The sequence below is a fragment of the Nocardioides aestuarii genome, assembly GCF_039527245.1.
In the GTDB taxonomy this organism is placed as follows: Bacteria; Actinomycetota; Actinomycetes; order Propionibacteriales; family Nocardioidaceae; genus Nocardioides; species Nocardioides aestuarii.
In genome coordinates this window covers 2,402,220-2,424,913 of record NZ_BAAAJT010000002.1, presented here as the reverse complement: position 1 = coordinate 2,424,913, position 22,694 = coordinate 2,402,220, and the positions used below count along the sequence as shown (strand labels likewise).

At 71.1% G+C, this 22,694-nt stretch carries 21 protein-coding genes; 7 read left to right on the top strand and 14 right to left on the bottom strand.

The window, feature by feature from the left end:
• Positions 1-85: 85 nt before the first annotated feature.
• The 12 genes from nuoK to ABD091_RS12225 all read right to left on the bottom strand — a co-directional run bounded on the left by nuoK (position 86) and on the right by ABD091_RS12225 (position 11,471).
• Positions 86-379, bottom strand: coding sequence for an NADH-quinone oxidoreductase subunit NuoK (gene nuoK, locus ABD091_RS12280; RefSeq protein WP_343918788.1), 294 nt, complete (start codon positions 377-379; stop codon positions 86-88).
• The gene (locus ABD091_RS12275; protein ID WP_343918786.1) at positions 376-1,206 is read right to left on the bottom strand and encodes an NADH-quinone oxidoreductase subunit J; all 831 of its coding nucleotides are present in this window, start codon (positions 1,204-1,206) and stop codon (positions 376-378) included. The genes nuoK and ABD091_RS12275 overlap by 4 nt, the downstream gene beginning before the upstream one ends.
• The gene (gene nuoI / locus ABD091_RS12270) at positions 1,203-1,793 is read right to left on the bottom strand and encodes an NADH-quinone oxidoreductase subunit NuoI (protein ID WP_343918784.1); all 591 of its coding nucleotides are present in this window, start codon (positions 1,791-1,793) and stop codon (positions 1,203-1,205) included. Before nuoI ends, ABD091_RS12275 begins: the two co-directional genes overlap by 4 nt.
• Positions 1,786-3,123: an NADH-quinone oxidoreductase subunit NuoH gene (nuoH, locus tag ABD091_RS12265; protein WP_343920936.1), complete on the bottom strand. Its 1,338-nt coding sequence runs from the start codon at positions 3,121-3,123 to the stop codon at positions 1,786-1,788. The genes nuoI and nuoH overlap by 8 nt, the downstream gene beginning before the upstream one ends.
• A gap of 8 nt (positions 3,124-3,131) precedes the next feature.
• On the bottom strand, positions 3,132-5,555 hold the full coding sequence (locus ABD091_RS12260; protein ID WP_343918782.1) for an NADH-quinone oxidoreductase subunit G: 2,424 nt from the start codon (positions 5,553-5,555) through the stop codon (positions 3,132-3,134).
• Entirely contained in the window at positions 5,555-6,865 is a 1,311-nt protein-coding gene (gene nuoF / locus ABD091_RS12255; protein WP_343918780.1) for an NADH-quinone oxidoreductase subunit NuoF, read from the bottom strand. Before nuoF ends, ABD091_RS12260 begins: the two co-directional genes overlap by 1 nt.
• Positions 6,862-7,629 carry an NADH-quinone oxidoreductase subunit NuoE gene (gene nuoE / locus ABD091_RS12250; protein ID WP_343918778.1) on the bottom strand — a complete coding sequence of 256 codons (768 nt, stop codon included), beginning with the start codon at positions 7,627-7,629 and terminating at the stop codon, positions 6,862-6,864. Before nuoE ends, nuoF begins: the two co-directional genes overlap by 4 nt.
• Positions 7,626-8,972: an NADH-quinone oxidoreductase subunit D gene (locus ABD091_RS12245; RefSeq protein ID WP_343918777.1), complete on the bottom strand. Its 1,347-nt coding sequence runs from the start codon at positions 8,970-8,972 to the stop codon at positions 7,626-7,628. Before ABD091_RS12245 ends, nuoE begins: the two co-directional genes overlap by 4 nt.
• Complete coding sequence (locus tag ABD091_RS12240) at positions 8,972-9,679, bottom strand: NADH-quinone oxidoreductase subunit C (RefSeq protein ID WP_343918776.1); 708 nt, start codon at positions 9,677-9,679, stop codon at positions 8,972-8,974. Before ABD091_RS12240 ends, ABD091_RS12245 begins: the two co-directional genes overlap by 1 nt.
• Complete coding sequence (locus ABD091_RS12235; protein ID WP_343918775.1) at positions 9,676-10,230, bottom strand: NuoB/complex I 20 kDa subunit family protein; 555 nt, start codon at positions 10,228-10,230, stop codon at positions 9,676-9,678. Before ABD091_RS12235 ends, ABD091_RS12240 begins: the two co-directional genes overlap by 4 nt.
• Before the next feature lie 13 nt (positions 10,231-10,243).
• Entirely contained in the window at positions 10,244-10,603 is a 360-nt protein-coding gene (locus tag ABD091_RS12230; protein WP_343918774.1) for an NADH-quinone oxidoreductase subunit A, read from the bottom strand.
• Positions 10,604-10,778: 175 nt separating this feature from the next.
• Positions 10,779-11,471, bottom strand: coding sequence for a demethylmenaquinone methyltransferase (locus tag ABD091_RS12225; protein WP_343918772.1), 693 nt, complete (start codon positions 11,469-11,471; stop codon positions 10,779-10,781).
• A gap of 106 nt (positions 11,472-11,577) precedes the next feature.
• On the opposite strand from ABD091_RS12225, the gene ABD091_RS12220 reads away from it, so the two are divergent.
• Entirely contained in the window at positions 11,578-12,657 is a 1,080-nt protein-coding gene (locus ABD091_RS12220) for a L,D-transpeptidase family protein (protein WP_343918770.1), read from the top strand.
• 65 nt (positions 12,658-12,722) lie between these two features.
• Positions 12,723-13,991 carry an isochorismate synthase gene (locus ABD091_RS12215; RefSeq protein ID WP_343918768.1) on the top strand — a complete coding sequence of 423 codons (1,269 nt, stop codon included), beginning with the start codon at positions 12,723-12,725 and terminating at the stop codon, positions 13,989-13,991.
• 7 nt (positions 13,992-13,998) lie between these two features.
• Here the strand turns inward: ABD091_RS12215 and ABD091_RS12210 are convergent, their stop codons facing one another.
• On the bottom strand, positions 13,999-14,631 hold the full coding sequence (locus ABD091_RS12210; RefSeq protein ID WP_343918766.1) for an MBL fold metallo-hydrolase: 633 nt from the start codon (positions 14,629-14,631) through the stop codon (positions 13,999-14,001).
• 204 nt (positions 14,632-14,835) lie between these two features.
• Between ABD091_RS12210 and ABD091_RS12205 the strand changes: the two genes are divergently transcribed.
• The 5 genes from ABD091_RS12205 (at position 14,836) to ABD091_RS12185 (ending at position 20,724) form a co-directional block, all read left to right on the top strand.
• Positions 14,836-16,500, top strand: a complete 1,665-nt coding sequence (locus tag ABD091_RS12205; RefSeq protein WP_343918765.1) for an ABC transporter substrate-binding protein — start codon at positions 14,836-14,838, stop codon at positions 16,498-16,500.
• Positions 16,501-16,640: 140 nt separating this feature from the next.
• Entirely contained in the window at positions 16,641-17,651 is a 1,011-nt protein-coding gene (locus ABD091_RS12200; protein WP_343918764.1) for an ABC transporter permease, read from the top strand.
• 4 nt (positions 17,652-17,655) lie between these two features.
• A complete protein-coding gene (locus tag ABD091_RS12195; RefSeq protein WP_343918762.1) occupies positions 17,656-18,621 on the top strand; it encodes an ABC transporter permease in 966 nt (321 codons plus the stop codon).
• A gap of 5 nt (positions 18,622-18,626) precedes the next feature.
• Positions 18,627-19,622, top strand: a complete 996-nt coding sequence (locus ABD091_RS12190; protein WP_343918760.1) for an ABC transporter ATP-binding protein — start codon at positions 18,627-18,629, stop codon at positions 19,620-19,622.
• Positions 19,615-20,724: an ABC transporter ATP-binding protein gene (locus ABD091_RS12185; protein ID WP_343918758.1), complete on the top strand. Its 1,110-nt coding sequence runs from the start codon at positions 19,615-19,617 to the stop codon at positions 20,722-20,724. Before ABD091_RS12190 ends, ABD091_RS12185 begins: the two co-directional genes overlap by 8 nt.
• A 107-nt stretch (positions 20,725-20,831) precedes the next feature.
• On the opposite strand, the gene ABD091_RS12180 is transcribed toward ABD091_RS12185, so the two are convergent.
• Positions 20,832-22,694 carry a Na+/H+ antiporter gene (locus tag ABD091_RS12180; protein WP_343918756.1) on the bottom strand — a complete coding sequence of 621 codons (1,863 nt, stop codon included), beginning with the start codon at positions 22,692-22,694 and terminating at the stop codon, positions 20,832-20,834.

The following is a 22,694-nucleotide window of genomic DNA, read 5'->3' as shown; positions in this document are numbered from 1 at the left end:
TCGGCGGCGCCCGGGTCGACGACCGGGACGTGGGAGACCGCGTGGTCCCCTCCCTCGAGGAAGATGTTGGTCACCGTCTAACCCCTCAGTACTTCAGCAGGCTCGCGTCGTCGACCGAGGCCGAGCGACGGGTGCGGAAGATGGTCATGATGATGGCCAGCCCGACCACGACCTCGGCCGCAGCCACCACCATCACGAAGAAGGCGGCGATCTGGCCGTCGAGGTTGCCGTGCTGCTTGGCGAAGGTCACCAGCGCCAGGTTGGAGGCGTTGAGCATCAGCTCCACGCACATGAACACCACGATCGCGTTGCGGCGCACGAGGACGCCGACGCAGCCGATCGTGAAGAGGATCGCCGACAGGACGATGTACTCGGTCACGCCTGCTCCTCCCCGGACTCGGGCCCCGTCTCGGTGGTGTCACCGGTGGCGCCGGCCTTGCCGGCACCCTCCGGTCGATGGCTGGGATCGCCGATCTGGCGCTCGATGCGCTCGACGTCCTCGGCGGGCGCCGTACGCACGGTGCCGCGGGCCGCGAGGACGCGGGAGACCGAGGCCTCGGCCGCTGTGCCGTCCGGCAGCAGCGCCGCCGTGTCGACCGCGTTGGTGCGGGCGAAGACACCCGGCGAGGGCAGCGGGCCCAGGTGGGCGCCACGCTCGGCGTAGTCGCGCATCCGCTTGGCGGCGAGGTCGGCCTGCGACTCCTTGGGAGTCGTGCGCTCGCGGTGGGCGAGCACCATCGCGCCCAGCGCCGCGGTGATCAACAGCGCGCTGGTCACCTCGAAGGCGAGGACCCAGGTGGAGAACAGGACGTTGGCCAGCCCCTGGACGTTGCCGTCGGCGTTGGCCTCGTCGAGGCCGGTCGCGGTGCCGAGGGACGCCTGGGCGACGCCCACGACGAGCAGGACCCCGAGCAGCAGGCCGCCGATGGTCGCCAGCGCGCGCTGGCCCTTGATCGTCTCGACGACCGAGTCGGAGGCGTCGACGCCGACCAGCATCAGCACGAAGAGGAAGAGCATCAAGATGGCGCCGGTGTAGACGATGATCTGCACCGCGAAGAGGAACGGCGCGTCGAGCGCGGCGTACTGGACGGCGAGCGAGATCATCACGACCGCCAGCAGCAGCGCGGCGTGGACGGCCTTGCGCACGAAGAGGATGCCGAGCGCGGCCAGGACCATCACGGGGGCGAGGACCCAGAAGCTGATCACTGCTCCGCCACCTCCGGCTCGGGCGCGGCGTCCGCGTTCGTCTTGAAGGTGCCGCGGTAGTAGTCGCCCTCGTCGTCGCCGAGGCGCATCGGGTGGGGCGGCTGCTCCATGCCGGGAAGCAGCGGGGCGAGCAGGTCGGACTTCTCGTAGATCAGCGACTCACGGGAGTCGTCGGCGAGCTCGTACTCGTTGGTCATCGTCAGCGCGCGCGTCGGGCACGCCTCGATGCAGAGCCCGCACAGGATGCAGCGCAGGTAGTTGATCTGGTAGACGCGGCCGTAGCGCTCACCGGGGGTGAAGCGGCCCTCGCCGTCCTCGGAGTCGTCGTTCGACGCACCCTCGACGTAGATGGCGTCGGCCGGGCAGGCCCAGGCGCACAGCTCGCAGCCGATGCACTTCTCAAGGCCGTCGGGCCACCGGTTGAGCTGGTGGCGTCCGTGGAAGCGTGGTGCCGTCGGCAGCTTCTCGAAGGGGTACTGCTCGGTCACCACCTTCTTGAACATGGTGCGGAAGGTGACGCCGAACCCCGCGACGGGGTCCCAGAACTGTTCCTTCAGCGAGCGAGACCCTGAGGTCTGGTCAGCCATCGCTGTCCCTTTCGTCGCGGACGGTCGTGCCGGAGTCGAACGTGAGCGGGGCGGCGGCACCGCGGACGGCGCCACCAGCGGGCATGGGCGGCACCGGGAAGCCGCCGGAGAACGCGTCGTCGGAGGCCCCGGTGGCTGCGGCCTCGGGCTGGCCCTCCTCGCCGACGAAGAAGAGCACCAGGAACAGGCCGGCGATGACGCCGGCGCCGACGAGGAGGTACTGCCGGTCGAGGCCGCCGCTCTGCGACAGCGCCCGGACGGTGGCGACGGCGATGATCCAGACCAGCGAGATCGGGATCAGCCGCTTCCACCCGAACGCCATGAACTGGTCGTAGCGCAGCCGCGGCAGCGACCCGCGCAGCCAGATGAACATGAAGATGAAGGCGAGGACCTTGCCGAAGAACCACAACACCGGCCAGTAGCCCTCGTTGGCGCCCTCCCAGAGCCCGGGGAGCGTGAACGAGCCGATGCTGAACTCGGCCAGCGGCCAGGGGGCGCGCCAGCCGCCGAGGAACAGCGTGGTCGCCATCGCCGACACCGTCGCCATCGAGACGTACTCGGCGAGGAAGAACAGCGCGAACTTGAGGCTGGAGTACTCCGTGTGGAAGCCGCCGACGAGCTCGCCCTCGGCCTCGGGCAGGTCGAACGGCGCGCGGTTGGTCTCGCCGACCATCGCGATCACGAAGATCACGAACGACGGGATCAGGATCAGGCCGTACCAGAGGTTCTCCTGGGCGGCGACGATCTGGGAGGTCGACATCGACCCGGCGTAGAGGAACACCGCGACGAGGGAGAGCCCCATCGCGACCTCGTAGGAGATCATCTGGGCGCTCGAGCGCAGACCGCCGAGCAGCGAGTAGGTCGAGCCGCTCGACCAGCCGCCGAGGACGATGCCGTAGATGCCGATCGAGGCGATCGCCATCACGAAGAGCACCGCCACCGGCATGTCGGTGAGCTGGAGGGGTGTCGAGATGTCGGTGAACGGGACGTCGACGACGGGCCCGAACGGGATCACCGAGAACGTCACGAAGGCCGGGATCACGATGATCACGGGGGCCAGGAGGTAGACCACCCGGTCGGCGGCCTTGGGGATGATGTCCTCCTTCAGCGCCAGCTTCACGCCGTCGGCCAGCGACTGCAGCAGGCCGAAGGGGCCGTGGACGTTGGGGCCGATCCGGTGCTGCATGCGCGCCACGACGCGCCGCTCCCACCAGATGTTGAAGAGCGTGAGCAGCACCAGGACCACGAAGATCAGCACCGCCTTGACGATGACGAGCCACACCGGGTCCTGGCCGAAGGCCGACAGGTCGTCGGCCGCCAGGGGGAGCATCTGGCTGATCACTGGGCACCTCCTGCTGCATTCGTCGCCGGGGTGATCGTGACCCGGCTGCCCGGCGACGCGAGGTCGGCGAGCACGCCACGACCGAAGGAGTTGGCCGGGACCCAGCAGGTGTCCTCGGCGATGTCGGCGACCTCGACCGGCAGCGTGACCGAGCCGCGGTCACCGGTGAGGGTGGCGGTGGCACCGACCTCGGACGCGACGGCCTCCGAGACGCGGACGACCGCGGTCCGGGCGGTGGCCCGGAGGGCGGCGTCGCCGTCCTGGAGCCGGCCGTTGTCGAGCATCTGCTTCCACGACGCGAGCCGCAGCCCCCCGTCGTGGGCGGCGCCCTCGTCGGTCACGGGGTCGACGGCCGGGGCGGCCACCCGCTCGCCGTCCCAGGGGCCCATCTCCTCCATCTCGGCCCGCGCCTCGGCGACCGTGCGGAAGCCGAGCGTGGCGCCGTGACCGAGCGCGGCGAGCTCCTCGGCGATGCCGGCGAGCGCGCGCAGGTCGGGCAGCGAGGCAGGGTTGTGGAGCACCACCTCGAAGGGCCGCGGGCGGCCCTCCCAGGTCACGAACATGCCGGCCTTGTCGGTGACCGGGGCGACCGGCAGCACCACGTCGGCCAGGCGGGTCACCTCGGACTCCCGCAGGTCGAGGGCGACCACGAACCGCGCGGCCTCGAGACCCGCGCGCGTGGCGGCGGGGTCGGCGGTGTCGTCGGGGTCGACGCCGGCGACGACGACGCCGCCGAGCTCGCCCGCGGCGAGGGCGGCCACGATCGCGTCACCGTCACGGCCCGGGGACTCCGGGAGCGAGTCGACGCCCCACGTCGCGGCGGCGTCGACCCGCGCGGCCGCGTCGGCGACCGGACGGCCCCCGGGCAGCAGGGTCGGCAGGCAGCCGGTCTCGAGGGCACCGCGATCACCGGCGCGGCGCGGCACCCACGCCAGCCTCGCGCCCGTGCGGCGGGCCAGGTCGGCGGCAGCGGTCAGCGCTCCCGGGACGGCGGCGAGCCGCTCGCCCACCAGCACGATCGCCCCGGTGTCGATGCCGTAGTCGGCGTGCTCGACCAGGCTGGCGAGGGCCGCGGGCTCGGCGCCCGGCGCGGTCTGCACCAGCTGGCCGCCCATCTTCTGCAGGCCGCGCGAGGCGTAGGGGGCGACCGACACGACACGGGTGCCGGGGCGACCCATGGACGCCTTGCGCAGCCGCAGGAAGATCGCGCCCGCCTCGTCCTCGGGCTCGAGGCCCGCGAGGACGACCGTGGTCGCGTGCTCGAGGTCGTCGTAGGTCACCGGCGAGCGCAGCACGACCTCGCTGGCGAGGAAGTCGGCCTCCTCGGCCGAGTGGGGCCGGGCCCGGAAGTCGATGTCGTTGGTGCCGAGCGAGACCCGTGCGAACTTGGAGTAGGCGTAGGCGTCCTCGGCGGTCAGCCGGCCACCCGTCAGCACGCCGGCCGCTCCGGCCGCCGCGAGGCCGCGGGCGGCGACGGCGAAGGCCTCGGGCCAGGAGGCGGGCCGGAGCTCGCCGTCCTCGCGGACCATCGGGTGGGACAGCCGGTCACCGGACTGGGCGTAGCGGAACCCGAACCGGTCCTTGTCGGTGATCCACTCCTCGTTGACCTCCGGGTCGTTGCCGGCGAGGCGGCGCATGACCTTGCCGCGGCGGTGGTCGACGCGGATCGCGGAACCGCAGGAGTCGTGCTCGGCGACGGCCTGTGCCGAGACCAGGTCGAACGGACGGGAGCGGAAGCGGTACTCGGCCGAGGTGAGCGCGCCCACCGGGCAGATCTGGATCGTGTTGCCCGAGAAGTAGGACTCGAAGGGCTCCTTCTCGTAGATGCCGACCTGCTGGAGCGCGCCGCGCTCGACCAGCGCGATGAACGGGTCGCCGGCGATCTGGTCGGAGAAGCGGGTGCAGCGGGCACACAGCACGCAGCGCTCACGGTCGAGCAGCACCTGGGCGGAGATGTTGATCGGCTTGGGGTAGGTCCGCTTGACGCCACCGGTGGCCTGGAAGCGGCTCTCCCCGCGGCCGTTGCTCATGGCCTGGTTCTGGAGCGGGCACTCGCCACCCTTGTCGCAGACCGGGCAGTCGAGCGGGTGGTTGATGAGCAGGAACTCCATCACGCCCTGCTGCGCCTTGTCGGCCACCTCGCTCGTCGCCTGCGTGTTGACGACCATGCCCTCGGCGACCGGCAGCGTGCAGGAGGCCTGCGGCTTCGGGAAGCCGCGTCCGTTGCCGGCGTCGGGGACGTCGACCAGGCACTGGCGGCAGGCGCCGACGGGCTCGAGGAGCGGGTGGTCGCAGAACCGGGGGATCTGGACCCCGACCTGCTCGGCGGCGCGGATGACCAGGGTGTCCTTGGGGACACTGACCTGGACGCCGTCGATGGTGAGGGTGACCAGATCGGTCTTCTCCGGTGCAGTGGTCATCAGGCCAGCGCTCCTTCGGACGCGAAGGCGGTGGAGGCGGCCGGGTCGAACGGGCAGCCGCCGTGGGTGAGGTGGGCGAGGTACTCGTCGCGGAAGTACTTGATCGAGCTCGAGATCGGCGAGGTGGCACCGTCGCCGAGCGCGCAGAACGAGCGGCCGAGGATGTTGTCGCACTGGTCGAGCAGCAGGTCGAGGTCGCTCTCCTGGCCCTCACCCCTCTCGAGCCGGGCGAGGGTCTGCACCAGCCACCACGTGCCCTCGCGGCACGGGGTGCACTTGCCGCAGGACTCGTGCTTGTAGAACTCGGTCCAGCGCAGCACCGCGCGCACGACGCAGGTCGTCTCGTCGAAGACCTGCAGCGCCCGGGTGCCGAGCATCGAGCCGGCCGCGCCGACGCCCTCGAAGTCGAGGGGCACGTCGAGGTGCTCCTCGGTGAGCAGCGGGGTGCTCGAGCCGCCCGGGGTCCAGAACTTGAGCTCGTGGCCCTCCCGCATGCCGCCGGCGAGGTCGATCAGCTCGCGCAGGGTGATGCCGAGCGGCGCCTCGAACTGGCCGGGGTTCTTCACGTGGCCCGAGAGGGAGAAGATCCCGTGGCCCTTGGACTTCTCGGTGCCCATCGAGGCGAACCAGTCGGCGCCGTGGTCGATGATCGCCGGGACGGACGCGATGGACTCGACGTTGTTGATGACCGTCGGGCTCGCGTAGAGGCCGGCCACGGCCGGGAACGGCGGCCGCAGGCGCGGTTGGCCGCGACGGCCCTCGAGGCCCTCGAGCAGCGCGGTCTCCTCGCCGCAGATGTAGGCACCCGCACCCGCGTGCACCACGACGTCGAGGTCGTAGCCGGAGCCGTGGATGTCCTTGCCGAGGTGGCCGGCGAGGTAGGCCTCCTTGACCGCCTTCTGGACGCGGCGCACGACGTGGAGCACCTCGCCGCGGATGTAGATGAAGGCGGTGTTGGCGCGGATGGCGAACGAGGAGATGATCACGCCTTCCACGAGGACGTGGGGGTTGGCCATCATCAGCGGGATGTCCTTGCAGGTGCCCGGCTCCGACTCGTCGGCGTTGACGACGAGGTATTTCGGGTTCGGGTTGTCCTGGGGGATGAAGCCCCACTTCATGCCGGTCGGGAAGCCGGCGCCGCCGCGTCCACGGAGGCCCGAGTCCTTGACCTGCTCGATGATCTCGTCGGGCTGCTGGCGCAACGCCTTCTTCAGTGCGCCGTAGCCGCCGCGGTCCTCGTAGGCCTGCAACGTCCAGCTGCGCTCGTCGCCCCAGCTGGCGGTGAGCACCGGGGTCAGGGTGTCGCTCACTTGCCCTCCTGCTTCTCGGCGGCGGTCTCGTCGCTCGGCGAGTCCTGCTCGATCGCGGCGTCCTCGGCGACCGGGTCGTCGGTCTCGGCCGGAGCCCCGTCGGGCCGTGCGGAGGCCCGGCTCGACGGAGCGCTCCAGCCCTTCTCGCGGGCGAGGTCGAGGCCGAGCAGGCTGGCCGGACCGGCCGCCGGGCCCTCGTCGGCGAGGCCGTCGTCGTAGCCGGCGAGCACGCGCTCGGCCTCGCGCCAGGTGCAGAGCCTCGGCCCACGGGTGGAGTGGACGGCCTTGCCCTCGCGGAGGTCGTCGACGACCTGGACCGCCGACTCCGGGGTCTGGTTGTCCATGAACTCCCAGTTGACCATCATCACCGGGGCGTAGTCGCAGGCCGCGTTGCACTCGACGTGCTCGAGGGTGATCTTCCCGTCGGCGGTCGTCTCGTCGTTGCCGACGTCGAGGTGCTCCTTGAGCCGCTCGAAGATGAGGTCGCCGCCCATGACGGCGCACAGCGTGTTGGTGCAGACGCCGACGTGGTAGTCACCGACCGGCTTGCGCTTGTACATCGTGTAGAAGGTCGCGACCCCGCTCACCTCGGCGGCGGAGATCCCGAGGATGTCGGCGCAGGCCTCGATGCCCTCGGGGGTCACGCGACCCTCGACGGACTGCACGAGGTGGAGCATCGGCAGCAGGCCCGAGCGCTTCTGCGGGTAGCGCGCCGCGATCTCCTCCAGCTCGCGCCAGGTGTTCTCGTCGATCTGGGTGGTCACCGATCGACACCTCCCATCACGGGGTCGATCGAGGCGATCGCGACGATGACGTCGGCGACCTGGCCGCCCTCGCTCATCACGCTCGTCGCCTGCAGGTTCGTGAACGACGGGTCGCGGAAGTGCGCCCGGAACGGGCGGGTGCCGCCGTCGGAGACCACGTGGGCGCCGAGCTCGCCGCGCGGCGACTCGACGGGCACGTAGGCCTGGCCGGCGGGGACCCGGAAACCCTCGGTCACCAGCTTGAAGTGGTGGATCAGGGCCTCCATCGACTCGCCCATGATGTGGCGGATGTGGTCGAGGCTGTTGCCCATGCCGTCGCTGCCGATGGACAGCTGGCTGGGCCACCCGATCTTCTTGTCGCCGATCATCACCGGCGCGCCCTCGAGCCCGGCGAGCCGGTCGGCGCACTGCTCGACGAGCTTGAGCGACTCGTGCATCTCGTTGAGGCGCACCCGGAACCGGCCGTAGGCGTCGGCCGTGTCCCAGGTCTGGACGTCGAAGTCGTAGTCCTCGTAGCCGCAGTAGGGCTGGGTCTTGCGCAGGTCCCAGCCGTAACCGGTGGCGCGCAGCGGCGGGCCCGAGAGACCGAGCGCGAGGCACCCGGCCAGGTCGAGGTGGCCGACGCCCTCGAGGCGGGCCTTGAAGATCGGGTTGGCGTTGCACAGCGCGGCGTACTCCTTGAGCCGCTTGTGCATGAGCGCGATGAAGTCGCGGATCTCGTCGAGCGCGCCGGACGGGAGGTCCTGGGCGACGCCACCGGGACGGATGAAGGCGTGGTTCATGCGCAGGCCGGTGATCAGCTCGAAGAGGTCGAGCACGAGCTCGCGCTCGCGGAACCCGATCGTCATCACGGTGAGCGCGCCGATCTCCATGCCGCCGGTGGCGATGGCCACGAGGTGGGAGGAGATCCGGTTGAGCTCCATCAGGAGCACCCGCATGACCTGGGCCTTCTCGGGCACCTGCTCCTCGATGTCGAGGAGCCGCTCGACGCCGAGCACGTAGGTCATCTCGTTGTAGAACGGGGAGAGGTAGTCCATCCGGGTGCAGAACGTCACGCCCTGCGTCCAGGAGCGGTACTCCATGTTCTTCTCGATGCCGGTGTGGAGGTAGCCGATGCCGCAGCGGGCCTCGGTGACCGTCTCGCCCTCGATCTCGAGGATCAGCCGGAGCACACCGTGGGTCGACGGGTGCTGGGGGCCCATGTTGACGACGACGCGCTCGTCGGCGACGCCCTCACCGAGGCCCTCGGTGATGGAGTCCCAGTCCTGGCCGGTGACGGTGAAGACCCGGCCCTCGCTGGTCTCGTTGCTGCCTGCGTACAGGTCCTGATCGGCGGTGCTCATCAGTTGTACGACCTCCGCTCGTCGGGCGGGGGTACGGAGCCGCCCTTGTACTCCACGGGGATGCCGCCCAAGGGGTAGTCCTTGCGCTGCGGGTGGCCCGGCCAGTCGTCGGGCATGAGGATGCGCGTGAGCGCGGGGTGGCCGTCGAAGACGATCCCGAACATGTCCCAGGCCTCGCGCTCGTGCCAGTCGGCCGTGGGGTAGGTCGCCACGAGGCTCGGCACGTGGGGGTCGCTGTCGGGGACCGACACCTCCAGCCGGATCCGGCGGTTGTGGGTCATCGAGAGCAGGTGGTAGACGGCATGGAGCTCGCGGCCGGTGTCGGCGGGGTAGTTGACCCCGCTGACGCTGGAGCAGAACTCGAAGCGCAGCCGCTCGTCGTCGCGCAGGTGGCGGGCCACGGCGGCGAGGTCGTCGCGGCGTACGTGGAAGGTGATCTCGCCGCGGTGGACGACGACCCGCTCGACCGCGGTCTCGAGGCCGTCGGCGCCGAGTCGCTGCTCGAGCGCGTCGGCGACCTCGTCGAACCAGCCGCCGAAGGGCCGCTCGGCCGAGCCGGGGTAGACGATCGGTTGGACCAGCCCGCCGTAGCCGCTGGTGTCGCCGCTGCCCTTCGTGCCGAACATGCCGCGACGCTCGCCGACCGCGCGGACCTCGCCCTCCTGGGCGGGGACGGAGCCCGTGGGCTGGTTCTGCTCCTCGGTCACCGGAGAAGGCCCTTCATCTCGGAGGTCGGGAGGGCGGCCAGCGCGGCGTTCTCACGCTCCTCGATCTGGGCGAGGCGGTTGACGCCGAGCTTGCCCTCCTGCACCTGGTCGTGGAGCTTGAGGATCGCGTCGATGAGCATCTCGGGCCGCGGCGGGCAGCCGGGGAGGTACATGTCGACCGGGACGACGTGGTCGACGCCCTGGACGATCGCGTAGTTGTTGAACATGCCGCCGGAGCTCGCGCACACGCCCATGGCGAGCACCCACTTCGGCTCGGCCATCTGGTCGTAGATCTGGCGCAGGACGGGGGCCATCTTCTGGCTCACCCGGCCGGCCACGATCATCAGGTCGGCCTGGCGCGGGCTGGCCCGGAAGACCTCCATGCCGAACCGGGCGAGGTCGTACTTCGGGCCGCCCGAGGTCATCATCTCGATGGCGCAGCAGGCCAGGCCGAAGGTCGCCGGCCAGAAGCTGGCCTTGCGGAAGTAGCCGGCGACGCCCTCGACCGTGGTCAGCAGCACGCCGCTGGGGAGCTTCTCCTCGATTCCCATGATGCTTCGCCTCTCAGTCCCACTCGAGTCCGCCGCGGCGCCACACGTAGGCGTAGGCGACGAACACGGTGGCGATGAACAGGACCATCTCGACCAGACCGAAGAGGGCCATCGCGTCGAAGTGGACGGCCCACGGGTAGAGGAAGATGATCTCGATGTCGAAGACGATGAAGAGCATCGCCGTGATGTAGTACTTCACCGGGAACCGGCCGCCGCCGACCGCCTGCGGCGTCGGCTCGATGCCGCACTCGTAGGAGTCGAGCTTGGCCCGGTTGTAGCGCTTCGGCCCGGTCAGCGCGCTGACTGCCACGGAGAACACCGCGAAGCCGGCCGCCAGGATGGCCAGCGCCAGGACCGGCGTGTAGAGCTCCATCCCTGCAGTTCCTTCCCTCGTCCGGATCGCGTCCGCCTTGTGACCTTGTGAACGAGTTCACAAGACGTGGCGCGGAGCACAGTCTAGGACGATGCAGATCACACCGGAACCCGGGGGTGGGCCCCGCCACACAGCCCCTGACCTGCGGATTTAGGTCACGCGGGCGTGGCCTAAATCAGCCCTTGACGGCTCGGTGCAGCGCCACCACGCCGCCGCTGAGGTCGAGCCACTCGACGTCGCGCCACCCCGCCTCGCCGAGCATCGCGGCAAGCCCGGCCTGGTCGGGCCACGCCCGGATCGACTCGGCGAGGTAGACGTAGGCGTCGGGACTCGACGACACCGCGCGCGAGATCGCCGGCAGCGCCTTCATCAGGTATTCGAGGTAGACGGTGCGGAAGGGCGCCCACGTCGGGTGGCTGAACTCGCAGACCACGACGCGGCCGCCCGGGCGGGTGACCCGGAGCAGCTCACCGAGCCCGGCCAGCGGGTCGACGATGTTGCGCAGCCCGAAGGAGATGGTGACGGCGTCGAACACGCCGTCGGCGAAGGGGAGTCGCGTCCCGTCGCCGGCCGTGAAGGGCAGGTGGGGCCGGGCCTGCTTGCCGACGCGCAGCATCCCGAGGGAGAAGTCGCACGGCACGACGGTGGCACCGCGCTCGGCGAACGGCTCGCTCGACGTCCCCGTGCCGGCAGCGAGGTCGAGGACCTTCTCCCCCGGCTGCGGGTCGACGGCGTCGAGGACCTCCCGCCGCCACCGGCGGTCCTGGCCCATCGAGAGCACGTCGTTGGTCACGTCGTAGCGCCGGGCGACGGCGTCGAACATCCGACGGACGTCGGAGGGCTGCTTGTCGAGGTCTGCACGGGCCACGGCTGAAGGGTACGGGGGCCGGATCGCAACCAATCCCGTGGTCGTCGCGTCTTGACGGGTGACAGACCCCCGCACGACCGCACCATCCCGCAATCCGGAGGACACCATGAAGCTCGTCCGAGCACTGCTCGTCACCCTCGTCGCCCTGGCGCTCGCCGCCGGCACGGCGTACGGCGCCGGCTGGGCCGTGCGCGACGACCCCACGCGCGCCGGCACCGACCCCGTCGCTGCGCCGGCACCCGCCCCGCGGGCACCGGCCCCCGGCCAGCCGGTCGTCGACCGCCCGGTCGTGAAGCCGGGCCCGGTCCTCGAGCCCGGTGACCGCGGCGTGCAGGTGAGGGAGCTGCAGTCGCGGCTGTTCCAGCTCGACTGGTTCCCCGAGCTGACCACCGGCAGCTATGACGACGACACCGAGGGCGCCGTCCGCGGCTTCCAGGAGAAGCGCGGCTTCCGCGCCACCGGGCGGGTCGACCTGCGCACGTGGGAGCGACTGGTCGCCATGACCGAGGAGCCCACGCAGGACCAGCTCCACAACGTGCTGCACGCCGGCCCGGCGCTCCTCGCCTCCGGCGACTCCGGCGGACGGGTGCGCGACCTCCAGGCGCGCCTCAAGCAGATCGCCTGGCTCTTCGGCGACGTCTCCGGGAGCTATGACGCCGAGACGGTGGAGGCGGTCCGCGGCTTCCAGGAGAAGCGCGAGATCCCGGTCACCGGCGAGGTCGACCAGCGCACGATGGACCGGTTGCTCGACATGACCCGCGAGCCGACCCACGAGGAGCTGCACAACGTGGCCCCCGAGCCGGGCGCCCTCGACCCGCGCTGCACCACGGGACGGGCCCTCTGCGTCGACAAGACCACCAGCACCCTGCGCTGGGTCGTCGACGGGAAGGTGAAGCTGACGATGGACGCCCGCTTCGGCTCGGTCGTCAACGACACCCCGACCCGCGAGGGCCTCTTCCACGTCTACTGGAAGGACGAGGACCACGTGTCGAACGAGTTCGGCTCCGCGATGCCGTTCTCGATGTTCTTCGACGGCGGCCAGGCCGTGCACTACTCGTCCGACTTCGCCGCCCGTGGCTACGCCGGCGCCAGCCACGGCTGCGTCAACATCCGCGACTACGACGGGCTGGACTGGCTCTTCGACCAGGTCGTGGTCGGCGACAAGGTCGTCGTCTACTGGAGCTGAGCACCGCGCACCCCGGGGCCCGTCGACTGCGGGCCCCGGGGTCGCCGGGCGTAGGCTTCCCCCTCGTGACGACCAGCGCGACCCCCCGCGACGAGGCCGGCCGCCTCGTCGTCCGCACGGTCTCGCTGGACCTGCCCGCGGAGACCTCCCTCCTCGACCTGCTGCCCGCCGACGCGCCGGTCTCCTGGCTACGACGCGGCGAGGGCCTCGTGGGCTGGGGCGTCGCCGCCGAGGTCCGTACGTCGGGCCCGGCGCGCTTCTCCGACGCCGCCAAGTGGTGGACCGAGACGACCGCGCGGGCGGTCGTCCGCGACGAGGTCGACGAGCCCGGGACGGGCCTGGTCGCCTTCGGCAGCTTCGCGTTCGCCGACGAGCCCGGCTCGTCGGTCCTCAGCGTCCCCTCCGTGGTCGTGGGTCGCCGCGGCGACCGGTTCTGGCTCACCACGGTGAGCCGTGGCGCGATCGACCACCCCGCCACCGTCGCGCTCGCCGACCCCCCGCGCCCGCCGGCCGGCATCGTCTTCGCCGACGGCGCCCTCGACGGCGAGCGCTGGATGGGCGTCGTGGCCGACGCCGTCGCGCGCATCAACGCCGGCGAGCTCGAGAAGGTCGTGCTCGCGCGCGACCTGGTCGCCACCGGCCAGGAGGACGTCGACGTCCGCTGGCCGCTGCGACGCCTCGCCGAGGGCTACCCCATGTGCTGGACCTTCCACGTCGACGGCCTCTTCGGCGCGACGCCGGAGATGCTGGTGCGCCGCGAGCGCGGCCTGGTCACCAGCCGGGTGCTCGCCGGCACGATCCGGCGTACCGGTGACGACGAGCGCGACCTCGCCCTCGCCGCCCACCTGGCCCGCTCGTCGAAGGACCTCGAGGAGCACGAGTACGCCGTCCGGTCGGTCGCCGACGCCCTGGACCCGCACTGCTCCTCGATGAACGTGCCCGAGGCGCCCTTCGTGCTCCACCTCCCCAACGTCATGCACCTCGCGACCGACGTGGCCGGCGTGGTCCACGACTCCCGGACCGTGTCCTCGCTGCAGCTCGCCGAGGCGCTCCACCCGTCCGCCGCCGTGGGCGGCACCCCGACCCCGACCGCCACCGCGCTGATCTCCGAGATCGAGGGCATGGACCGCGGCCGCTACGCCGGCCCGGTGGGCTGGATGGACGCCGCCGGTGACGGCGAGTGGGGCATCGGGCTGCGCTCCGCCGAGGTCAGCGGCCCCACCGTGCGGCTGTTCGCCGGTTGCGGGATCGTCGGCGACTCCGACCCCGAGGCGGAGCTCGCGGAGTCGCAGGCGAAGTTCGTGCCGGTGCGCGACGCCCTCGTCGCCGACTGAGCGGCCGCTACAGGTCCGAGCCCTCGGCCAGGCGCACGTAGGACTGGTCCTCGCCCAGCAACCGGCCGAAGTGGCCGTCGACGATGCCGAGCCCCTCCTCGGAGTAGACCCGGTCGTGGATCGCGAGGTTGCGGGCGGCGCCGACGGCGCGGGCGAAGTCGACCGCCTCCGACGCCTTGAGCCACGGCGCCGAGACCGGGGCGCAGAGCACGTCGACGGGCCGGTCGGGCCCGGTGAGCGCGTCGCCGGGGTGGAACACGGTCGTGCCGCCGGCCTCGAGGAGGAAGCCGGAGTTGTCGAAGCGCGGCAGGTCGGGGTGGATCACCGCGTGGAGCTCACCCACCGCGCGCACCGGCAGCCCTGCGTCGAACGACTCGCCCGGCGCCACCACGGTCACCCGCTCGGCCACGTCGGGTGCCTGCTCGCGCAGCATCCGGGCCACCGCCTCGATCGTCCAGATCGGCGCCGTCGTCCGCCGGAGGTGCTCGGGGTGGACGTGGTCGGGGTGCTCGTGGGTGAGCAGCAGCGCGGTCGCGCCGTCGACCGCCTCCGGGGAGGTCCAGCCGCCGGGGTCGACCACCAGCACCGTGTCGTCCTGCTCGACCCGGATGCACGCGTGCCCGAACTTGGTCAGCCGCATGCCGCACACGCTACGCCCCGGCGTACGCCGAGCAGCGCGGGTCACGGACTCATAACAGGTGGGCCAAGTCCCCTGTGTGCGTCCTGTTCACCGGTCCAGTCCTGGGTCTAGGGTGCGCGGGACGTCGTGCGGCGTGGCTCACGTCCCGCGACAACAGGTCCACCCTTTCGGAGTGGGCACCGAACGATGAGTGAGGTTTCGCTGATGACAACGATCCGCAAGGTCGCTCCCGTGGCACTCGCCGCGGCGCTGGCCCTCGGCGTGACGTCCTGCGCCGAGTCCGACCGCAGCGACGAGGGTGGTGGCAGCGGCGACGGTGGCACGTTCACCTTCGGCGCGGCCGGCGCCCCGGAGATGTTCGACCCCTTCTACGCCACGGACGGTGAGACCTTCCGGGTCACCCGTCAGATGTTCCAGGGGCTGCTCGGCATCAAGCCCGGCACGGCCACCGTCCAGCCCGAGCTGGCCACCGAGTGGTCGGCCGACGAGGCCGGCACGACCTGGACCTTCCAGCTCCGCGACGACGTGACCTTCCACGACGGCGAGCCCTTCAACGCCGACGCGGTCTGCTACAACTTCGACCGCATGTTCGACCAGAACGAGGCCGGCCAGGTCGCCGGTGAGTACTGGGGCTACGTCATGGGCAGCTTCTCCAACGACCCCGAGGGCTCGCTCTACAAGAGCTGCGAGGCCACCGGCGAGTTCGAGGCCACCATCGAGATCACGCGGGCCACGTCGGGCTTCCCGACCATGCTGACCCTCGACTCCCTCTCCATGCAGTCGCCCAAGGCGCTCGAGGAGGGCGACGCCAACGGCATCGCCGCCGAGGGCGAGGGCTTCTCCTTCCCCGACTACGCGTTCGCGCCGGTCGGCACCGGAGCCTTCAAGTTCGGCGAGTACGACGAGGCCAACGGCACCATCACCCTCGAGCGCAACGACGACTACTGGGGCGACCCGGCCAAGACGTCCGAGCTGGTCTTCCGGGTCATCCCCGACGAGTCGACCCGTCGCCAGGAGCTCGAGGCCGGCAGCATCAACGGCTACGACCTGCCGAACCCGGCGGACTGGAGCGGTCTGGAGGACGACGGCAACGAGGTCGTCATCCGCGACCCGTTCAACATCTTCTACGTCGGCCTGACGCCGGAGAACAACCCGGCCCTGAAGGACCTGAAGGTCCGCCAGGCGCTCTACCACGCCATCGACCGTGAGCAGCTCGTCCAGAGCCAGCTGCCCGAGGGCGCGGCCGTCGCCACGCAGTTCATGCCGGAGGCCGTCAAGGGCTGGAACGCCGACCTGGCTGCCTACGACTACAACCCCGACGAGGCCAAGCAGCTCCTCGCCGACGCCGGCCAGGAGGACCTGACGATCGACTTCGCCTACCCGACCGAGGTCAGCCGGCCCTACATGCCGGACCCGCAGGCGCTCTACGAGGCGATCCGGGCCAACCTCGAGGACGTCGGTGTCACGGTCAACGTGAAGACCGCCTCCTGGAACGGTGGCTACCTCGACAACGTGACGGCGGGCAAGTACGACGCCTACCTGCTCGGCTGGACCGGTGACTACGACTCGGCCGACAACTTCATCGGCACGTTCTTCGGCAACCTGAACAGCAACGACTTCGGCACCAAGGCCTACCCCTGGGGCGCCCAGCTGTCGCAGGACCTCAAGGACGCCGACGCCATCGTCGACGAGGACGAGCGTGCCGCCCGCTACGAGGAGCTGAACCAGCAGATCATGGAGGACTACCTCCCCGGTCTGGCGATCAGCCACTCCCCGCCGGCGCTCGTCGTCGGGCCGGGCGTGTCCGGCCTCACGCAGAGCCCGCTCACCGCGGAGCAGTTCGACACCGTCGAGGTCGGCGGCGAGTGACGACCGCTAGCTCCGGCTAGCAGCTCCGCCACATCAGCGGTCGAGGGGGGTCACCCACCCAGGGTGACCCCCCTCGTTACTGTTCACAGGCTGCCCCCTCGGGCTCCCGACCCGCACCACCAGGAAGAAGGCACACCCCCATGATCCGGTTCATCGTGCGCCGGCTGATCCAGATGGCCGGCGTGGTGCTGGTGCTCTCGCTGCTGCTGTTCATGTGGCTGCGGTCGCTGCCCGGCGGCACCGTCTCGGCCATCCTCGGCGAGCGCCAGACCCCTGAGCGCAGGGCCGCGCTCGAGGCGGCGCTCGGCCTCGACCAGCCGATCTGGGTGCAGTACGGCAAGTTCCTCGAGCGCGCCGTCCACGGCAACTTCGGGGTCTCCACCAAGGTGCTCCCGGGGACGGACGCGTTCGAGGTCTTCCTCATGCGCCTGCCCGCCACCATCGAGCTCTCCCTGCTCGCGATGCTGATCGCGGTGTCGCTCGGCATCCCGCTCGGCTACCTCGCGGCCAAGCGCAGCGGCTCGGTCTTCGACAACTCCGCCGTCGTCTTCTCCCTCGTCGGTGTCGCCGTGCCGGTGTTCTTCCTGGCCTTCATGCTGAAGTACTGGTTCGCGGTCGAGTGGAACATCCTTCCCGTGTCCGGGCGCCAGACCGTCGGGATCGACGCGACGCGCATCACCGGCTTCTTCGTCCTCGACGGCCTGATGACCCGCGAGTGGGACGCCGCCTGGGACGCCTTCAAGCACCTGATCCTCCCCGCCGTGGCGCTCGCGACGATCCCGTTCGCGGTCATCTTCCGGATCACCCGCGCCGCGGTGCTCGACGTCCTCGACGAGGACTACGTCCGCACGGCCGAGGCGAAGGGCCTGACCTCGCGGGTCATCCGCGGCCGCCACGTGCTGCGCAACGCGATGCTGCCGGTGACCACGACGATCGGTCTCCAGATCGGCGCCCTGCTCGCCGGGGCGATCCTGACCGAGACGGTCTTCTCGTTCCCCGGGCTCGGCGACGCGCTCGCTATCTCCTTCCGCGACAAGGACTACGCCGTGCTGCAGGTGCTGATCATGGCGGCGGCGGCGATCTACGTCGTCGTCAACCTGCTCGTCGACATCTCCTACGCCATCATCGACCCCCGCGTCCGGACGAGGTGACCAGATGAGCCCCTCGAAGAAGAATCCGTTGACGTCCTTCGGCGACCGCCGCAAGCAGCAGATCGACGAGCTGGCGGAGACCTCGGTCGGCGACGACGCCGGCGTCTCGCTGATCGCCAGCGCGTGGCGACGGCTGCGCCGCAACCCGGTCTTCCTGATCGGCCTCGCCATCACGGTGCTGTTCGTCGTGCTGGCGTTGATCTCCCCGTGGCTCGCGCCGTGGGACCCGTCGGACAACCCGATGATCGACGAGGTACGCCGCCAGACGAACCCGGTCCCCGGGCCGGAGGCCGGCCACCCGCTCGGCGGCGACGACCGCGGCCGGGACCTGCTCTCCCGGCTCCTCGTCGGCAGCCGGCAGACCCTCTTCGTCGGCGTGTTCGCGACGCTCTTCGGCCTCGCCGGCGGTCTGGTCCTCGGCACCCTCGCGGGCGCCCTCAGCGGCTGGGTCGACTCCGCGGTCATGCGCCTGGTCGACGTGATGCTGTCGATCCCGTCGCTGCTGCTCGCCTTCTCGATCGCAGCACTGTCGTCCCGGCCGAGCCAGTGGACGGTGATCATCGCGATCGCGACCATCCAGGTCCCGATCTTCGCGCGGCTGCTGCGCGGGTCGATGCTCGCCCAACGGGTGAGCGACCACGTCCTCGCGGCGCGAGCGCTCGGGGTCAACCCGGCGGCCATCGTCTTCCGGCACATGCTCCCCAACGCGCTCGGACCGGTGATCGTGCAGGCCACCCTGGTGCTGGCGACCGCCATCATCGACGCCGCCGCGCTGTCCTTCCTCGGCCTCGGCAACCCCGACGACCGCCAGCCGGAGTGGGGCCAGATGCTCGGCCGCGCCACGGCGTACATCAACGACTACCCGCACCTCGCGGTCTATCCCGCGCTCTGCATCATCGTGGTCGCCCTCGGCTTCACGCTGATGGGCGAGTCGCTGCGCGAGGCCCTCGACCCGAAGTCCCGGAGGTGACCGGCATGACGCGACCCACTGGTGAGCCGCTGCTCTCGGTGCGCGACCTCAGCGTCACGTTCCAGCGCCACGGCGAGAAGGCCTTCACGGCCGTCGACGGCGTCTCCTTCGACGTCCGCCCCGGCGAGACCCTCGGCCTGGTCGGCGAGTCCGGCTGCGGCAAGTCGGTGACGTCGCTGGCGCTGATGGGGCTGCTCCCCGCGCGCGGCAACACGGTGACCGGCACGGCGACCTACGAGGGCACCGACCTGCTGTCGCTGTCGCGCTCGGAGATGCGCGACAGGCGGGGCCGCGACATCGCGATGATCTTCCAGGACCCGCTGTCCTCCCTGAACCCGGTCGTGCCGATCGGGCTCCAGGTCACCGAGGTGATGGAGCGCCACCGCAACCTGTCGCGCAAGGAGGCGATGCCGGAGGCCGAGGAGCTCCTCGCGCGGGTCGGCATCCCCGACCCCCGGGCTCGCCTGAAGAACTATCCCCACCAGCTGTCCGGCGGCATGCGCCAGCGCGCGCTGATCGCGATGGCGCTGGCCTGCCAGCCGCGGCTGCTCATCGCCGACGAGCCGACCACCGCGCTCGACGTCACCATCCAGGCCCAGATCCTCGCGCTGCTCAAGGAGCTCGTCGAGGACACCGGGACGGCGCTGATCATGATCACCCACGACCTCGGCGTCGTGGCGGGGCTGTGCGACGAGGTCAACGTCCTCTACGGCGGCCGGATCGTCGAGCGGGGCGACCGGCACCGGCTCTTCGCCCACGCGGCCCACCCCTACACCAACGGCCTGCTGGGCTCGATCCCCCGCCTCGACGCCCCACGCGGCGAGCGGCTCGAGGCGATCCCCGGCTCGGTCGCCGACAACCTGCCCTGGGACTCCGCGTGCGCGTTCGCGCCCCGCTGCCCCCGGGCGCTCGACCGGTGCCGTGAGGAGACCCCGGTGTGGGAGGAACGTCCCGCCACCGGCCTGCGGTGCCACAACCCTGCGGAGGTGCAGCGTGACTGACGTCCTGGTCGACGTGCGGGGGGTCAAGGTCCACTTCCCCATCAAGCGCGGCGTCATCTTCGACAAGACCGTCGGGCACGTCTACGCCGTCGACGGCGTGAACCTCCAGATCCTCAAGGGCGAGACCTACGGCCTCGTCGGCGAGTCCGGCTGCGGCAAGTCCACCCTCGGCAAGGCGATCCTCAACCTCGAGACGCCGACCGAGGGCAGCGTGGAGTTCGACGGCACCGACATCGCCGCCCTGAAGGGCAAGGAGCTGCGGCGCAAGCGGCAGGACATCCAGATGGTCTTCCAGGACCCGATGTCGAGCCTCGACCCGCGACAGTCGGTCGAGTCGCTCCTCACCGAGGGGATGAAGGCCCACGGCCTCGCCGACGACAAGGAGGCCACCCGCAAGCGCCTGCGCGAGCTGCTCTCCGCGGTCGGCCTGCCGCCGTCCGCGCTGTCGAAGTACCCCCACGAGTTCTCCGGCGGCCAGCGGCAGCGCATCGGCATCGCCCGCGCGCTCTCGGTCAACCCGAAGCTGATCGTCGCCGACGAGCCGGTCTCGGCCCTCGACGTGTCGGTGCAGGCCCAGGTGCTCAACCTGCTCGAGGAGCTCCAGGACGAGTTCGAGCTGACCTACCTCGTCGTCGCCCACGACCTCGCCGTCGTACGCCACATCAGCGACCGGATCGGGGTCATGTACCTCGGCGGGCTGGTCGAGGAGTCGGAGGCCGGCGAGCTCTATGAGACGCCGCTCCACCCCTACACCCGCGCCCTGATGTCGGCCGTCCCGGTGCCGGACCCGGCGGTCGAGGACCAGCGCGAGCAGATCCTGCTGATGGGCGACCTCCCCTCGCCGTCGAAGCCGCCGACCGGCTGCCGGTTCCACACGCGCTGCCCGTGGCGCCAGGAGACGCGCTGCGACGACGAGCGGCCCGAGCTGCGCGTCGTCGAGATCGACGGCGTCACGCCCGGCCACCGGGTCGCCTGCCACTGGGCCGAGCAGATCGCGGCCGGCGAGGTGGAGCGCCACGAGGTGACCGCGACGATGACCGAGCAGTCCGGCCCCGACGAGGTCGACGACGGACCGCCGCAGTACTTCGTCGACCCGCTCTGAGCGCGAGTCGTGGGTGTGTGACCGTCCAGTCGCGGGCAGGTGACCGGCGTACGCGGACTCGACCGTCACAAGCCCACGACTCACCTGTCACACACCACGACTCGGCCTCAGGCGGTGAGGTGGTGCACGAAGCACCACCGCCACTGCTCGCCGGGCTCGGCGGACTGCATCACCGGGTGGGACGTGTCGTGGAAGTGGGCCGAGGCGTGGCGCTGGGGCGAGGAGTCGCAGCAGCCGATGTAGCCGCACTCCAGGCACAGGCGCAGGTGGACCCACCGGGTGCCCTCCTCCAGGCAGGTCTCGCAGCCCTCGCCGGGGTCGGCGTCGACGACCGGTGAGCGCTCGAGGTCCTCGCACTCGGTGACCTGCTGGCTGCGCTCGCCGGTGCGCTCGCTGCGCAGCTCCTCCCGCGACTGGCGGGCGGCGTCGAGCATCGACTCCTCGACGTCGAGCATGACCAGCACCTCGGCGACGACGTCGGAGGCGACGCGGCCCTCGCTCCGGATCTCGAGGACCCGGCCGCGCTCGGCGTCGATCATCGCCCGCCGCAGCCGGGTGTAGTGCTCGCTGGGCGTCTCCTCGTCGAGATTGGGCCCGAGCCGCTCCCACGCGGCGTTGTTGCGCTGCTCGACCCGGGTCCGGATCGAGCCCACGACGTCGTGGGGGTCCTCGTCCTCCTGCTCGCGCAGCACCCGCTCCCCTGCCTTCGCCGCCTCCTGGAGGAGGGACGCACGGGCGAGCGCGTCCTCGGCCGGGTCCGGGGTCGGTACGTCGAGGCGACGGGCCAGCCAGGGCAGGGTCAGGCCCTGCGCGAAGAGGGTCCCGGCCACGACGGTGAAGGCCGCGAGCAGCAGCACCTCGCGGTAGTCGCTCTCCTCGGGGATGACGAAGGCCGCGGCCAGGGTGACGACGCCGCGCATGCCGGCCCATCCGACCAGCAGGCTGATCGCCGCCGGCGGCCGCTCGCTGGACGGCCGGGTCAGCAGCTGGGAGGTGGTGAAGACCCAGACCAGCCGCAGCACGACCACGGCCACGAGGGTGCCGGCACAGACGAGCGCCACCTGCGAGGCCGGGATCTCGCTCTCCGCGAGACCGTCGACGATCCAGCGCGCCTGGAGGCCGATGAGCAGGAAGACCGTGTTCTCGAGGATGAAGGCGATGGTCCGCCAGTTCATCCGCTCCGCGATCCGCGACTGGGCGGTCTGGAGGATCGGGGCCTTGTGGCCGAGGAGCAGGCCCGCCACCACGACCGAGATCACCCCGGAGGCGCCCACCTCCTCGGCGAGGAGGTACGACGCGAACGGGACCACCAGGGAGATGCCGGTGTCGAGCAGCGGGTCGTGCACGCGGCGGCGTACGCGGGCGACGACGAGGAAGACGGCGAAGCCGATCACCGCACCACCGACCGCGGCGAGCAGGAACTCGCCACCGACCTCCAGCACGCCGACGCCGCCCGCGGCGGCGGCCAGCGCGGTCCGCAGCGAGACCAGGGCGGTGGCGTCGTTGAAGAGCGACTCGCCCTCGAGGATGGTGACCACCCGTCTCGGCAGCCCGATCCGGCGGCCGATGGCGGTCGCCGCGACGGCGTCGGGCGGGGCCACGACCGCCCCCAGCGCGAGGGCGAGGGGCCACGACAGCTCCGGGAGGATCAGCCGCACGACCGCGGCGACGCCGACGGTGGTGAAGAGGATCAGGCCGACCGACAGCAGCAGGATCGGGCGGCGGTTGGCGTTGAAGTCGACCAGCGAGGTCTGCAGCGCCGCGGCGTAGAGCAGCGGTGGCAGCAGCCCCAGCAGGACGACCTCGGCCTCGAGGTGCACCTCCGGCATCCCGGGCAGGTAGGAGCCGAGGACCCCCACCACCACGAGCACCAGAGGGGCCGGGACGTTGACGCGGTCGGCGACGGCCGTCCCGGTCAGGACGACGACGGTCAGCGCGACCAGGAACAACGCGATCTCCACCCGGCCCAT

What these genes read in the sequence shown, in the direction of transcription:
- ABD091_RS12190 (WP_343918760.1), top strand. Translation starts at nt 18,627, where the DNA reads ATGACGCGACCCACTGGTGAGCCGCTGCTCTCGGTGCGCGACCTCAGC.
- ABD091_RS12200 (WP_343918764.1), top strand. Translation starts at nt 16,641, where the DNA reads ATGATCCGGTTCATCGTGCGCCGGCTGATCCAGATGGCCGGCGTGGTG.
- nuoI (WP_343918784.1), bottom strand. Translation starts at nt 1,793, where the DNA reads ATGGCTGACCAGACCTCAGGGTCTCGCTCGCTGAAGGAACAGTTCTGG.
- ABD091_RS12180 (WP_343918756.1), bottom strand. Translation starts at nt 22,694, where the DNA reads ATGGGCCGGGTGGAGATCGCGTTGTTCCTGGTCGCGCTGACCGTCGTC.
- nuoH (WP_343920936.1), bottom strand. Translation starts at nt 3,123, where the DNA reads ATGCTCCCCCTGGCGGCCGACGACCTGTCGGCCTTCGGCCAGGACCCG.
- ABD091_RS12230 (WP_343918774.1), bottom strand. Translation starts at nt 10,603, where the DNA reads ATGGAGCTCTACACGCCGGTCCTGGCGCTGGCCATCCTGGCGGCCGGC.
- ABD091_RS12210 (WP_343918766.1), bottom strand. Translation starts at nt 14,631, where the DNA reads ATGCGGCTGACCAAGTTCGGGCACGCGTGCATCCGGGTCGAGCAGGAC.
- ABD091_RS12245 (WP_343918777.1), bottom strand. Translation starts at nt 8,972, where the DNA reads ATGAGCACCGCCGATCAGGACCTGTACGCAGGCAGCAACGAGACCAGC.
- ABD091_RS12220 (WP_343918770.1), top strand. Translation starts at nt 11,578, where the DNA reads ATGAAGCTCGTCCGAGCACTGCTCGTCACCCTCGTCGCCCTGGCGCTC.
- ABD091_RS12260 (WP_343918782.1), bottom strand. Translation starts at nt 5,555, where the DNA reads ATGACCACTGCACCGGAGAAGACCGATCTGGTCACCCTCACCATCGAC.
- ABD091_RS12195 (WP_343918762.1), top strand. Translation starts at nt 17,656, where the DNA reads ATGAGCCCCTCGAAGAAGAATCCGTTGACGTCCTTCGGCGACCGCCGC.
- ABD091_RS12235 (WP_343918775.1), bottom strand. Translation starts at nt 10,230, where the DNA reads ATGGGAATCGAGGAGAAGCTCCCCAGCGGCGTGCTGCTGACCACGGTC.
- ABD091_RS12205 (WP_343918765.1), top strand. Translation starts at nt 14,836, where the DNA reads ATGACAACGATCCGCAAGGTCGCTCCCGTGGCACTCGCCGCGGCGCTG.